The sequence below is a fragment of the Pseudomonas sp. C8002 genome, from assembly GCF_013385765.1.
Classification (GTDB): domain Bacteria; phylum Pseudomonadota; class Gammaproteobacteria; order Pseudomonadales; family Pseudomonadaceae; genus Aquipseudomonas.
This window is the reverse complement of record NZ_JACAPJ010000005.1, coordinates 700,236-713,953: the sequence shown is the minus strand read 5'-3', so window position 1 is coordinate 713,953 and position 13,718 is coordinate 700,236. Positions and strand designations below refer to the sequence as shown.

11 protein-coding genes are annotated in these 13,718 nt (G+C 61.1%); 8 read left to right on the top strand and 3 right to left on the bottom strand.

Annotated features, from left to right (window positions below; all coding sequences use genetic code 11):
• The first annotated feature begins 51 nt into the window (after positions 1 to 51).
• Both HX814_RS09960 and rarD read left to right on the top strand, forming a co-directional pair.
• Positions 52 to 1,026 (top strand): serine/threonine protein kinase, encoded by a 975-nt coding sequence (locus tag HX814_RS09960; protein ID WP_003211077.1) that lies wholly within the window; start codon positions 52 to 54, stop codon positions 1,024 to 1,026.
• Between the two features lie 107 nt (positions 1,027 to 1,133).
• Positions 1,134 to 2,018: an EamA family transporter RarD gene (gene rarD, locus HX814_RS09955; protein ID WP_003211079.1), complete on the top strand. Its 885-nt coding sequence runs from the start codon at positions 1,134 to 1,136 to the stop codon at positions 2,016 to 2,018.
• A gap of 222 nt (positions 2,019 to 2,240) precedes the next feature.
• Here rarD and HX814_RS09950 read toward each other — a convergent pair whose 3' ends face one another.
• A complete protein-coding gene (locus HX814_RS09950) occupies positions 2,241 to 2,759 on the bottom strand; it encodes a glycine cleavage system protein R (protein WP_003211081.1) in 519 nt (172 codons plus the stop codon).
• Between the two features lie 420 nt (positions 2,760 to 3,179).
• Here HX814_RS09950 and HX814_RS09945 point away from each other — a divergent pair, with 420 nt between their 5' ends.
• On the top strand, positions 3,180 to 5,357 hold the full coding sequence (locus HX814_RS09945; protein WP_177008820.1) for a malate synthase G: 2,178 nt from the start codon (positions 3,180 to 3,182) through the stop codon (positions 5,355 to 5,357).
• 44 nt (positions 5,358 to 5,401) lie between these two features.
• Here HX814_RS09945 and HX814_RS09940 read toward each other — a convergent pair whose 3' ends face one another.
• Together HX814_RS09940 and HX814_RS09935 are read right to left on the bottom strand one after the other, a co-directional pair.
• Positions 5,402 to 5,830: a hypothetical protein gene (locus HX814_RS09940; RefSeq protein ID WP_177008821.1), complete on the bottom strand. Its 429-nt coding sequence runs from the start codon at positions 5,828 to 5,830 to the stop codon at positions 5,402 to 5,404.
• A gap of 134 nt (positions 5,831 to 5,964) precedes the next feature.
• Positions 5,965 to 6,411: a response regulator gene (locus HX814_RS09935; protein ID WP_003211086.1), complete on the bottom strand. Its 447-nt coding sequence runs from the start codon at positions 6,409 to 6,411 to the stop codon at positions 5,965 to 5,967.
• A gap of 246 nt (positions 6,412 to 6,657) precedes the next feature.
• Between HX814_RS09935 and HX814_RS09930 the strand changes: the two genes are divergently transcribed.
• The 5 genes from HX814_RS09930 to HX814_RS09910 all read left to right on the top strand — a co-directional run bounded on the left by HX814_RS09930 (position 6,658) and on the right by HX814_RS09910 (position 13,669).
• Positions 6,658 to 8,580 carry a putative nucleotidyltransferase substrate binding domain-containing protein gene (locus HX814_RS09930; RefSeq protein WP_003211088.1) on the top strand — a complete coding sequence of 641 codons (1,923 nt, stop codon included), beginning with the start codon at positions 6,658 to 6,660 and terminating at the stop codon, positions 8,578 to 8,580.
• A complete protein-coding gene (locus HX814_RS09925; protein WP_177015411.1) occupies positions 8,577 to 9,284 on the top strand; it encodes a 3'-5' exonuclease in 708 nt (235 codons plus the stop codon). The genes HX814_RS09930 and HX814_RS09925 overlap by 4 nt, the downstream gene beginning before the upstream one ends.
• 260 nt (positions 9,285 to 9,544) lie before the next feature.
• Positions 9,545 to 10,063, top strand: coding sequence for an RNA polymerase sigma factor (locus HX814_RS09920; RefSeq protein ID WP_010167452.1), 519 nt, complete (start codon positions 9,545 to 9,547; stop codon positions 10,061 to 10,063).
• Complete coding sequence (locus HX814_RS09915) at positions 10,060 to 11,028, top strand: FecR family protein (RefSeq protein ID WP_177008822.1); 969 nt, start codon at positions 10,060 to 10,062, stop codon at positions 11,026 to 11,028. The genes HX814_RS09920 and HX814_RS09915 overlap by 4 nt, the downstream gene beginning before the upstream one ends.
• Positions 11,029 to 11,239: 211 nt before the next feature.
• Positions 11,240 to 13,669: a TonB-dependent siderophore receptor gene (locus HX814_RS09910; protein WP_177008823.1), complete on the top strand. Its 2,430-nt coding sequence runs from the start codon at positions 11,240 to 11,242 to the stop codon at positions 13,667 to 13,669.
• Positions 13,670 to 13,718 lie beyond the last annotated feature (49 nt).

The window sequence follows — 13,718 nt, the reverse complement described above, 5'->3', positions numbered from 1 at the left end:
GCGTTACCATACCCGGCCGGACGCGGCGCCCTGCTGCGCGCAGGAGTTCGCATGGCACACCCGTTTGAAACACTGACCCCTGACCTGGTGCTCGACGCAGTCGAAAGCATCGGTTTCCTCAGCGACGCCCGCATCCTCGCGCTCAACAGCTACGAAAACCGTGTCTACCAGGTCGGCATCGAAGACTCCGAGCCCTTGATCGCCAAGTTCTATCGGCCGCAACGCTGGACCAACGAAGCGATCCTCGAAGAACACAGCTTCACCTTCGAACTGGCCGAGTGCGAAGTGCCGGTGGTGGCGCCGATGATTCACAACGGTGAAAGCCTGTTCGAGCACGCGGGTTTTCGCTTCACCCTGTTCCCGCGCCGTGGCGGACGCGCACCGGAGCCGGGCAACCTCGACCAGTTGTATCGCCTCGGCCAATTGCTCGGCCGCCTGCATGCGGTCGGTTCCACCCGCCCCTTCGAACACCGCGAAGCCCTGGGCGTGAAGAACTTCGGTCACGACTCCCTGAACACCCTGCTGGAGGGCAATTTCATTCCTCGCAGCCTGCTGCCAGCCTACGAGTCCGTGGCCCGCGACCTGCTCAAGCGTGTGGAGGAGGTCTATAAGGCCACGCCCCACAAGAACATCCGCATGCACGGCGATTGCCACCCCGGCAACATGATGTGCCGCGACGAGATGTTCCATATCGTCGACCTCGATGACTGCCGCATGGGCCCCGCCGTTCAGGACCTGTGGATGATGCTCGCCGGTGATCGTCAGGAATGCCTGGGGCAACTGTCGGAATTGATGGACGGCTACCAGGAATTCCACGACTTCGACCCGCGCGAACTGGCCCTGATCGAACCCCTGCGTGCCCTGCGCCTGATGCACTACAGCGCCTGGCTTGCACGGCGCTGGGACGACCCGGCGTTCCCCCACAGCTTTCCCTGGTTTGGCAGCGAACGTTACTGGGGCGACCAGGTGCTGGCGTTGCGTGAACAGTTGTCGGCGCTCAACGAAGAACCGTTGAAGCTGTTCTGATCCCTGCCGTCTGGGCCCTGACCTTGGGCCCTACACTTTCAACACACATCCGCTGACAAATATCCTTACAATCGCGGCTTTGTTAGCTGCCTAAGCAAGGATTCTGCATGCAAGCCGCCAACCCCCGTCGCGGGTACATATTGGGCCTGAGCGCCTACGTCATCTGGGGCCTGTTCCCGATCTACTTCAAGGCCATCGCCAGCGTTCCCGCCGCAGAAATCATCGTCAACCGCGTGCTGTGGTCGGCGCTGTTCGGCAGTCTGCTGCTGATAGTCTGGAAACACCCGGGCTGGCTCCGAGAACTGCGGGACAACCCCAGGCGCCTGGCGATCCTGGCCCTGAGCGGCACGTTGATCGCGGCCAACTGGCTGACCTATGTGTGGTCGGTGAACAGTGGCCGCATGCTGGAGGCCAGCCTGGGTTACTACATCAACCCGCTGGTGAACGTGCTGCTGGGCATGGTGATCCTCGGCGAGCGCCTGCGCCGCCTGCAATGGGTGGCCGTGGGCCTGGCAGCGGTAGGTGTGGCGCAACAGGTATGGCAAGTCGGCAGCCTGCCGTGGGTATCCCTGGTCCTGGCGGCGACCTTTGGTTTCTACGGGTTGATCCGCAAGCAGGCGCCGGTCAAGGCATTGCCCGGGCTGGTGGTGGAAACCTGGATGCTGGTGCCGATTGCCATCGCATGGTTGCTGTTCAACCCCTCGGCCCACAGCGCACAGATGGAATTCTGGAGCACCTCCGAAGCGTGGTGGCTGGTGGCCGCAGGTCCGGTGACGCTGATCCCGCTGGTGTGTTTCAACGCCGCCGCACGGCATTTGCCCTACACCGCCCTGGGCTTCCTGCAATACGTGGCGCCCACCCTGGTGCTGCTGGAAGCCGTGCTGTTATTCAACGAACACCTGGCACCCGCCACGCTGATCGCCTTCTGCTTTATCTGGGCCGGCCTGGTGGTTTACAGCATCGACGCCTGGATGACTGTGCGGAAAAACTGATCAAATAACGTACAAAACTCTGCAAGCCACGGCCGGTGTGGCTTGCAGGCATTCACCCCAAGGTTATCCACAGCCTGGTCCCCGGCGTTTGTGCACAAGCCCTTGAAACTGTTCGTTTTTTAGCCAGCTGGCGAAGAGCCACGGCCCGCCTGGGCCGGACGCGGGTCTCTACAGGTTATCCACAGGCCCATGCAAGATTTCCATGCATAACCTTGTGGGCAACTATTCCTCGCTGCGTAGTTCCAGTTCCACCATCAAGTCGTCGGCCAGGGTTTCCAGCGCCGCCTGCAAGGTTTCCAGCGGCAGCGTCAACGGCACCGCCAGCAAGGCTTCGGCGTGGAACAGCAGGTCGCTGCTCATGGGCGCCGGGCGCACGTCGGTGATCAAGCGCTCCAGGTTGACACCCTGCTTGCTGAGCAGCGCGGTGATGTCGCGAACAATCCCCGGCCGGTCGTTACCGACCAGTTCCATCGCGATGGGTTGCGACTCGCTGGGGGCGAGCGAACTGCTTTCGCCCAGCAGCACGCGAATGCCGTGGGTGGACAAGTCTTCCAGCGCGCCAATCAAGTCCAGCCGATTTTCCGCCGGCACGCTCACCCGCAAAATCCCGGCAAACTGCCCGGCCATGTGCGCCATGCGGCTTTCCAGCCAGTTGCCGCCATGGGCGGCGATGCATTGGGCGATGCGTTCGACCACACCGGGTTTGTCCGGGGCGATGACAGTCAGTACGAGATGGTCCATGGTGTCGTCCTCTTCTTATGAAAATCAGGTAGGAACCAGGCGTTCCCCTCGTACCTACCAAGGTGGACTCAGGTAGCCACGAAAACAAATCGTGTACCATTTTTATATTTATATGGAACAATCCAATAGTTTTTTGAGAACATCCCGTACCCCACTGTGACCGTACGACCAAAGTGGGTCGCTAAACGACGTATTTAGTCTAATTTTCACAACCGCAACTCATCATGTAGTATGCCCAATCGCGCACTACATAACGTTAGGTCGATGTCTGCCAAGGCAACCACGCACCGCGACGCAGCCCGCCCAGCCGCCTTCTACGGCATGTACTGGTGCAGCGTGTTCACGGTTTACATGGCCAGAGGCTTCATTGGTAAATTGAAAAGCTGAAAAGCGCATAAGCTCCGCAGAGTGAGGCAAGCAATGACTGAACACGTTCAAGTCGGTGGCCTGCAGGTCGCCAAAGTCCTGTTCGACTTCGTGAACAACGAAGCCATTCCTGGTACCGGCATTACCGCCGACCAGTTCTGGGCCGGTGCCGACAAGGTCATCCACGACCTGGCGCCGAAGAACAAAGCCCTACTCGCCAAACGCGACGATTTTCAAGTGCGGATCGACACATGGCACCAGGCACACGCCGGCCAGGCCCACGACGCGGTGGCCTACAAAGCCTTCCTTCAAGATATCGGATACCTGCTGCCAGAAGCCGCGGATTTCCAGGCCTCGACCCAAAACGTCGACGAAGAAATTGCCCACATGGCCGGCCCGCAGCTGGTAGTGCCGGTGATGAACGCCCGTTTCGCCCTCAACGCTTCGAATGCGCGCTGGGGTTCGCTGTATGACGCGCTCTATGGCACCGATGCCATCAGCGAAGCCGACGGCGCCGAGAAAGGCAAAGGCTACAACAAGGTGCGTGGCGACAAGGTCATCGCCTTCGCCCGCGCCTTCCTCGACGAAGCCGCACCACTGGCTGCCGGCAGCCACGTGGATTCCACCGGCTACAAGATCGTCGACGGCAAGCTCGTGGTCAGCCTCAAGGGCGGCAGCAACAGCGGCCTGCGCAGCGATGCCCAGTTGATCGGCTACCAGGGCGACGCAGCCAAGCCGACCGCCATCCTGCTGAAGCACAACGGCCTGCACTTCGAAATCCAGGTCGACGCCAGCACCCCGGTCGGCCAGACCGACGCCGCCGGCGTGAAAGACGTGCTGATGGAAGCCGCCCTGACCACCATCATGGACTGCGAAGACTCCGTCGCCGCCGTCGATGCCGATGACAAGGTGGTGATCTACCGCAACTGGCTCGGCCTGATGAAGGGCGACCTGTCGGAAGAAGTCGCCAAGGGTGGCAAGACCTTTACCCGCACCATGAACGCCGACCGCGTCTACACCGGTGCCGACGGCAAGGAAGTGACCCTGCACGGTCGTTCGCTGCTGTTCGTGCGTAACGTTGGCCACTTGATGACCATCGACGCGATCCTCGACAAGGATGGCAACGAAGTGCCGGAAGGCATTCTCGACGGCCTGCTCACCAGCCTGTCGGCGATCCACAGCCTTAACGGCAACACCCGCCGCAAGAACAGCCGCACCGGTTCGGTCTACATCGTTAAACCGAAAATGCACGGCCCCGAAGAAGCTGCGTTCACCAACGAGCTGTTCGGTCGCATCGAAGACGTGCTGAAGCTGCCGCGCAACACCCTCAAAGTCGGGATCATGGACGAGGAGCGCCGTACCACGGTCAACCTCAAGGCCTGCATCAAGGCCGCCAGCGAGCGCGTGGTGTTTATCAACACCGGCTTCCTCGACCGTACCGGCGACGAGATCCACACCTCCATGGAAGCCGGCGCGATGGTGCGCAAGGCCGCCATGAAGGCCGAGAAGTGGATCGGCGCCTACGAAAACTGGAACGTGGATATCGGCTTGAGCACCGGCCTGCAAGGCCGCGCACAAATCGGTAAAGGCATGTGGGCGATGCCCGACCTGATGGCCGCCATGCTGGAGCAGAAGATTGCTCACCCGCTGGCCGGCGCCAACACGGCGTGGGTTCCTTCGCCGACGGCGGCTGCGCTGCATGCGCTGCACTACCACAAGGTTGACGTGTTCGCCCGCCAGGCCGAACTGGCCAAGCGCGAACGTGCTTCGGTAGACGATATCCTGACCATTCCCCTGGCCCAGAATACCGATTGGTCCGAGGAAGAAATCCGCAACGAGCTGGACAACAACGCCCAGGGCATCCTCGGTTACGTGGTGCGCTGGATCGACCAGGGCGTGGGTTGCTCGAAAGTCCCGGACATCAACGACGTCGGCCTGATGGAAGACCGCGCCACCCTGCGTATCTCCAGCCAGCACATTGCCAACTGGTTGCGCCACGGCATCGTCAATGAAGCCCAGGTGATGGAAAGCCTCAAGCGCATGGCGCCGGTGGTGGACCGTCAGAACGCCGGGGATGCGCTGTATCGTCCGCTGGCTCCGGATTTCGACAGCAACATCGCGTTCCAGGCAGCGGTGGAGTTGGTGATTGAAGGGACCAAGCAGCCGAACGGTTACACCGAGCCGGTGTTGCACCGTCGGCGTCGGGAGTTCAAGGCTAAAAACGGCCTGTAAATAAATAAGCCCTGGTCGAGAGATCAGGGCTTTTTTGCAGCAGTTTAAGAAGAACTGAGTTTATAACCGCCATTGAGAACGACCGTATTACCATCCGACTCGAACCGCACATTCAAAAAGTTACCCTTGTGCGTGAAAGCGGTACCGGTCGGGGGGCGTTCAACTTCAAGAAAGATCGTCCCTTCAGTGGGTCCGAAATAATCCTTACCGTCCGGCGCCCGGTAAGTCACGCGCCTGCCCCTTGCCTCGAATTCATGAAGGCCGTTCGGCACATCGTGCCCATAATCCAGGTCAATACGCTCTTGACCATCCCCAAGCACCGCTGTCCATGACAGGAACCCGAGGACTTCCTTGGTGCTGAAAAACCGAAACTTGCCGGGAGCAAGCACAAGAACAAAAGCATCCCCGGATAGTGCCCTCACCCTTGCGTCCTGCAAGGCCTCATCTTCAACTCGAAAAAGTTTGGTGCTCATAGCGAACTCCTGTTCATGGCTTTATGAGGCGCTGATCGACGATCAGCACACCCCAAACCAGTAAACAGACGCTCTCAAGCTATTCCTACTGTCAGAATTGACAGTTCTTCGCGAAATCAGACCAATGGCACCGTCTAGGACGCCATCCCCAACTCCCGCTTCACCATTTTCGCCAGCTTCACGCTATCAATCGGCTTGAGCAAAAAGTCCACCACGCTCAAATGCATCGCATCAATCACATCCGGCGCTTCGGCGTCACCCGACATGATGATGATCGGCAGCGCCGCCCGGGTGGATTCGCGCACCTGGCGAATCAATTGCAGCCCGTTGCTCGGCGTCATGCGCAGGTCGGTGATCAGCAAGCCGATGGAGCTGCTGGAACTCAACAAGTCCCATGCAGCCTCGCCGCTGTCGGCGGTCATGCAACGAATGCCGTCCAGGCCAAGAATTTCTGCCAACAGTTCGCGCGCGTCCTTGTCGTCATCCACGATCAAAACCCGTTGTGGCGGCAAATCCGGCTCCTGCATAACAGCACTCAGGGCCTCGCGCTCGGCATCACTCAAAATATCGTGGTCGGACATACGTTTCTCGGCAGTTCTATTCAATCTCCCAGCACAGAAGTCAGACATCGCCGGAAGGGCGAACAATGTGCACTTCGTCGGAAAGTTTTCCTAGTGGGCGTTCTACGGGGTTTGGACGATATTCATGTAAGGTTTTTCCCTAGTCGTGGAAGGCATAACGCTACCTAGACTTACGTCCAATGGGCACCCGCAGCGCAGGAGTCGACCATGGGGCACGATAACGACAAAAAAACTGCGGTCATAGGTATGAGTAAAGCTGATGCTTTCACACAAGCGGGGAAAACCGCTGTGTTGCAGAACATCCACGGCACCCTGCAATTCCTGCAACGCTTCCCGCCGTTCAACCAAATGGAAAACGCCCACCTGGGATTTCTGGTAGAGCAGTGTCAATTGCGCTTCTATGGCCCCGGCGAGAGCATCCTCAAGCCCTCGGGCGGGCCGGTGGAACACTTCTATATCGTCAAGCAGGGGCGCGTAGTCGGCGAGCGGCCGGACTCGACAGAAACCACCTTTGAAATCACCACCGGTGAGTGTTTTCCGCTGGCGGCGCTGCTGGGGGAGCGGGCCACCCGTACCGAGCACAAAGCCGCCGAAGACACCTTCTGCCTGCAACTGAACAAGCCGGCCTTTATCAAGCTGTTCGCCCTTTCCAGCGCGTTTCGCGACTTTGCCTTGCGCGGCGTGAGCAGCTTGCTGGACCAGGTCAACCAGCAAGTCCAGCAAAAGGCCGTGGAAACCCTCGGCACCCAATATTCGCTGAACACCCGCCTGGGCGAATTGGCCATGCGTCACCCGGTCACCTGCAGCCCGCTGACGCCGCTGCGTGAAGCGGTCACGCAAATGCACGAGCAGCAAGTGGGCAGCATTGTGATCGTCGATGAACACAAGGCGCCCCTGGGGATTTTCACCCTGCGGGACCTGCGCCAGGTGGTGGCCGACGGCACCAGTGATTTCAACCAGGGCATCGAGCGCCATATGACCCAGGCGCCGTTTTTCCTCACGCCGGACCACAGCGCCTTCGACGCGGCGATTGCGATGACCGAGCGGCATATCGCCCACGTGTGCCTGGTCAAGGATCAGCGCCTGTGTGGCGTGGTGTCCGAGCGTGACCTGTTTTCCCTGCAGCGGGTTGACCTGGTGCACCTGGCGCGCACCATCCGCAATGCACCCAGGGTCGAAAACCTGGTGGCGATTCGTGGCGAAATAGGCCAGTTGGTGGAGCGCATGCTCGCCCACGGCGCGTCGTCTACGCAGATCACCCACATCATCACCTTGCTCAACGATCACACGGTGTGCCGTGTCATCGAGTTGACCCTGGCCGACAAGGGCGACCCGGGCGTGCCATTCAGCTGGCTGTGTTTCGGCAGCGAGGGCCGCCGCGAGCAGACGCTGTATACCGACCAGGACAACGGCATCCTGTTCGAAGCCCGGGACGCCGCCGAAGCCGCCGAGATTCGCGGGCGCCTGCTGCCGCTGGCACAACAGATCAACCAGAGCCTGGCGCTGTGCGGCTTCAGCCTGTGCAAGGGCAATATCATGGCCGGTAACCCGGAGCTGTGCCTGTCCCGGGCGGAATGGGCGCGGCGCTTTGCCGGGTTTATCCGTGAGGCGACGCCGGAGAATCTGCTGGGTTCGAGCATCTATTTTGATTTGCGGGTGGTGTGGGGCGATGAGCAAGGGTGCGAGCAATTGCGCCAGGGCATTCTCGACCAGGTGGCAGACAACCGTTTGTTCCAGCGCATGCTGGCCGAGAACGCGTTGCGCCAGCGCCCGCCGGTAGGGCGCTTCCGGGATTTTGTGTTGACGCGCAAAGGCGCCGACAAGGCAACCCTCGACCTCAAGGTGCAAGGCCTCACGCCATTTGTCGACGGTGCCCGTCTGCTGGCATTGGCCAACGGCATCAGCGCCATCAACACCCTGGAGCGCTTGCGCCAACTGGTGGCCAGGGAAGTCATCGAACGCCTTGATGGCGCCGCCTATGAAGAGGCCTATCACTTCATCCAGCAAACCCGCATGCAACAACACCAACTGCAAACCCGCGAGAACCTGCCCTACTCCAACCGCGTCGATCCCGACAGCCTCAACCACCTCGACCGGCGCATCCTGCGCGAATCCCTGCGCCAGGCCCAACGCCTGCAAGGCAGCCTGACGTTGCGGTATCAGCTGTGAACTGGTTTGGCTGGTTGCGCAAACCCAAACCTGGCCTGGATGCGGCGCAACAACGGCGCGTCGAACAATTGCCCACACCTGGGGAGCTGGGGGACGGATCGCTGCGGGCCCAGCGCTGGGTGGTGGTGGACCTGGAAACCAGCGGCCTGAACCTCAATCGTGACCAGGTGCTTTCGATTGGCGCCGTGGTGATCGAGGACGGCGCAGTGGACTTCTCGCAATTATTCGAGCGCACCCTGCACCGGGCCGAGACCAAGCTCAGCCCCAGCGTGCTGATCCATGGCCTGGGGCCCAGCGCCATTGCAGCGGGCAGTGACCCGGCAGAAGCGCTGATGGACTTCATGGAGTTTGTCGGCGACAGCCCGCTGCTGGCGTTTCATGCGCCCTTCGATCAACACATGCTGTGCCGGGCACTCAAGGACAGCCTGGGCTATCACTTGAACCACCCGTTCCTGGACGTGGCCGACATCGCCCCGCTGCTGTGCCCCGACGCCAACATCCGCGAAGCCGGGCTGGATGACTGGATCACGCATTTCAAGCTGCAAGTGGGCGAGCGTCACCATGCCAGTGCGGATGCGCTGGCAACGGCGGAACTGATGCTGATTTTGTTCAGCCGCGCACGGCAGCAGCAGATCGACAGCCCGCACGCGTTACAACAGCGCCTGGGCCAATGGAAACGCCGCAAGCAAGCGCCCTCATTCTAATGGTGGCGAGGGAGCTTGCTCCCGCTGGGGTGCGAAGCGCCCCCAAATCAGCCAACCCATTTCCAACTGAATAAATGCACTGCCTGGATTACGACTGCTGCGCAGCCGAGCGGGAGCAAGCTCCCTCGCCACAGTAAGCGGCATCATCATGATAGATAGCATTACGCCGCCGCCCGACCAACGCCAATTGCACCCGCCTTACACCTCTGCCACAATCGCGAATAATTCTCGTTAGTTTAAACTTTCCGATCGGTGTCGCCTTGTCGTCAATCCAAAGTCCCCACAGTGAGCTTGTTGGCGCGTTGTACCGCGATCATCGCAGCTGGCTGTTGGCGTGGCTGCGACGCAACGTGGCCTGCCCCAGCCGCGCCGAAGACCTCAGCCAGGACACCTTCATGCGCCTGCTGGGCCGTGAAGAACTGCGTGAACCCCGCGAGCCGCGGGCGTTCCTGGTGGCCATCGCCAAGGGCCTGCTGTTCGATTATTTCCGCCGCGCCGCGCTGGAACAGGCTTACCTCACCGAACTGATGCTGATCCCGGAAAGCGAGCACCCGTCCCCGGAAGAACAGCAACTGATCCTCGAAGACCTCAAGGCCATCGACCGCCTGCTGGGCAAACTCTCGAGCAAGGCCCGCGCGGCCTTCCTCTATAACCGCCTCGACGGCATGGGCCACGCCGAAATCGCCCAGCGCCTGGGGGTTTCCGTGCCCCGGGTGCGGCAATACCTGGCCCAGGGTATCCGCCAGTGCTACATCGCCCTGTATGGCGAGCCGCTGTGAGCCCGGTCAGTTCCAAGCCGGTGTCGGCGCGGGTGCTCGACGCGGCCATTGCCTGGCAACTGTCCCTCGACTCGGGCGACGGCAGTGCCGTGGAGCAGGAAGAATTCGCCAAGTGGCTGGCCAGCAACGAAGAACACGCCCGCGCCTGGCGCCAGTTGGGCATGCTCGATCAGCGTTTCAGTGTGGCCTCGGGCCCGGCCCGTGCGGCATTGCTGCAGTCACGCGAAGGCATTCGCCGCCGCGTGCGCAAGCTCGGCAGCGGCCTGGCCAGTGTGGTGCTGGTGTGCGGCCTGGCATTGTTCGTCGGCCAGCGCTACGTGCCGCTCAACTATTGGCTGGCCGACCAGCGCACCGCCACCGGTGAACAGCGCACCCTGAAGCTGGCGGATGGCACCGTGATCAACCTCAACACCCACAGCGCCATTGACGTGCGCTTTGACGAGAAACGTCGGCTGATCGTATTGCAGGAAGGCGAGATCCTTGTCGAAACCGGCCACAACGACGCCCGCCCGTTTTTTGTCGAAACCCGCGAAGGCAGCCTGCGCGCCCTGGGCACACGGTTTATCGTCAAGCGCGAGGAAGATGGCACCCGCCTCAGCGTGTTGCAGTCTGCCGTCGGCGCACAGCCTGAAGCGCTGCATCAAGAGCAGATCTTCAAGGAAGGCCAGCAAGTGCTGATGCGCCGCGACAGCCTCGGCCCGATGCTTGCCGTCAGCCCCGGCACCGACGCCTGGACGCGCGGCATGCTGGTGGTGGACAACGCGCGGCTCGGCGATGTGGTTGCCGAGCTGAGCCGCTACCGCACCGGTTACCTGGGTGTGGATAAACAGGTGGCCGACCTGCGGATCACCGGCAGCTTCCCGCTGCACGACACCAACCTGGCACTGAACGCGCTGCTGCCGACCTTGCCGGTGCAGATTCAACAACACACGCCGTGGTGGGTGACGGTGGCGCCCAAGCCGTAGGCTCCTGTGGTGCATAGGCCATTGTCATCGCAGGCAAGCCAGCTCCCACAGGTGGAATGCGTTCCCCTGTGGGAGCTGGCTTGCCTGCGATGAGTCCCTCAAAAACAGCACTCACCCACTAATAGAAATTATTTTCATCGAGCCCTATCACTTTTTGCATCTCGCTCGGCACATAGGCAATTGAGAAATGTTTCCATTCAGGAGCCGCCCTATGTCCCGCACGCTAGACACCTTGTTGCGCCCCAGCCTGTTGGCCGTGGCCATTGCCCTCAGCGCCCCGCTGGCCAGCACCCAGTTGCTCGCCGCCGAACAAGCGTCCAGTGTGCGCGCCTACAATCTGCCGGCAGCGTCGCTGGCCACCACCCTGAACCAGATCGCCAGCCAGGCCGGTTTGGCGCTGACGCTGAACCCGGGGTTGGCAGCGGGCAAGACTTCCGCGCCGGTAAAAGGGCAATTCGATGCACAAGGCGCATTGCGTGAAGCGTTGCGCGGGACCGGGCTGCAACTGGAGCAAAGCAGTGCAGGCACGTTCAGCCTGGTAGCGATCCCGGATGGGGTCGTGGCATTGCCGGAGACCAGCATTACCGGCCAGGCCGACGCGGAAAGCGCATGGGGGCCGGTTGACGGTTACCTGGCGACCCGCACCGCTGCCGGCACCAAGACCGATACCGCACTGGTCGAAGCCCCGCGTTCGATTTCCGTCGCCACTCGCCAGCAAATGCAGGACCGCAACGTCCAGAACCTGGATGACGCCGTCAAATACATGCCCGGTATCGTGTCCGCCAGCTACGGCAGTGACACCCGCTACGACTGGATGCGTGTACGCGGCTTCGAACCCACCCAGTTCCTCGACGGCCTGCCGCTGCCACGCGGCGTGTATGCCAACCCGAAAGCCGAAACCTGGAACCTCGACCGCCTTGCGCTGCTGCGTGGGCCGGCCTCGTCGGTCTACGGCCAGACGCCACCGGGTGGCCTGCTGGATATGGTCAGCCGCCGCCCCAGCGCTGAATCGAGCAATGCCATCCAGGTGCAGTACGGCAGCGACAACTACCGCCAGATCAACTTCGCCAGCACCGGCAAGATCGATGATGAAGGCCAGTTTCTCTACGGCCTCAGCGGTGTGGTGCGCGACGCCGGCACCCAGGTCGATCACATCGACAACAAGCGCTACAACATCGCCCCCAGCCTGACCTGGAATATTGATACCGACACCAAGCTGACGTTCCTGTCGCAGTTCACCCGCGACGATACCGGTGCTACCAGTCAGTTCCTGCCCATTGTCGGCACCAAGATCAAATCGCCGTTGGGGGACATCTCTCATCACAAGAACCTCGGCGACCCGGACTACGAGTACTACGACCGCACCTACTACGCGCTGGGCTACGCCTTCGAGCATCGCTTCAACGATACCTGGCAGTTCAAGCAGAACCTGCGTTACACCAAGTCGGAGCTGGCTTTCCAGCAACTGACCGTGGGTTCCTACGGTTACTCGACCATTGATGCCGAGGGCAATACCAGCCGCTCGTCGACCAACGTGGACGAAAACATCGGCCAGTTCGCCGTCGACAACAATTTCCAGGCTGACTTCGCCACCGGTGATATCACCCACACGCTGTTGCTCGGCCTGGATCACCAGCGCACCGACACCTCGTACCTGTCGATCTTCGGTGACGGCGGCACAGTCAACCTCTACAACCCCGTCAACACCAAGCCGGTGGTGCGTCCGGCGCGCTCCACCGCTTATTACGACTACAACCAGAAAACCATCCAGACTGGCCTTTACGCCCAGGACCAGATGGCCCTGGACAAGTGGCGCCTGACCCTCGGCGGGCGTGAAGACTGGGTGCACCAAGGCACCACCTACTTCAACAAAAACGATGCAACCAATACCGACCGCAGCAAGAACTTCAGTGGCAACGCCGCGCTGAGCTATGTGTTCGATTCGGGCTTCGTTCCGTACCTCTCCTACGCCGAATCGTTCCAGCCAGCGAGTAACGCCAGCGTCTCGCCAACCGAGTCGTACAAACCCACCGAGGGCAAGCAATGGGAGCTGGGGGTCAAGTACCAGCCACCCGGCTCAAATACCCTGCTGAGCGCTGCGGTCTATGACCTGACCCAAAAGAACGTGCTGGTTACCAGCTTCGGTGCCGGTGGCCAGTCGATCACCGACCAGACCGGCGAAGTGAAGGTCAAGGGCCTGGAATTGGAAGCCGTCTCTGACGTGACCGAGAACCTTAAGGTCATCGCGGCATACACCCTGGCCAAATCCGAAGTGCAAAAAGGCCAATACAAAGGCAACCGCCTGCAACTGATGCCAAACCAGCAAGCCTCACTGTGGACCGACTACACCTGGCACGCCGGTGTGCTCGACGGTTTCGGCATTGGCGCGGGTGCCCGCTACACCGGCAATACCTATGGCGACCAGGGCAACACCTGGCTGGGCAAGGCCAATGCCTACACCGTGTTCGATGCCTCCGTGCATTACGACCTCGGCCGCCTGGACAATAGCCTCAAGGGGGCTTCGGTGAAACTGAATGCCACCAACCTGTTCGACAAGGACTACATTTCCACCTGCGATGCTTCCTACTGCTACTACGGCGACCAACGCAGCGTCGTCGCCAGTGCCACCTACCAGTGGTAATCGGCTGAGTTAACAACCGGGCCGCCCCCGTGGGCGGCTTCGGTGTGTC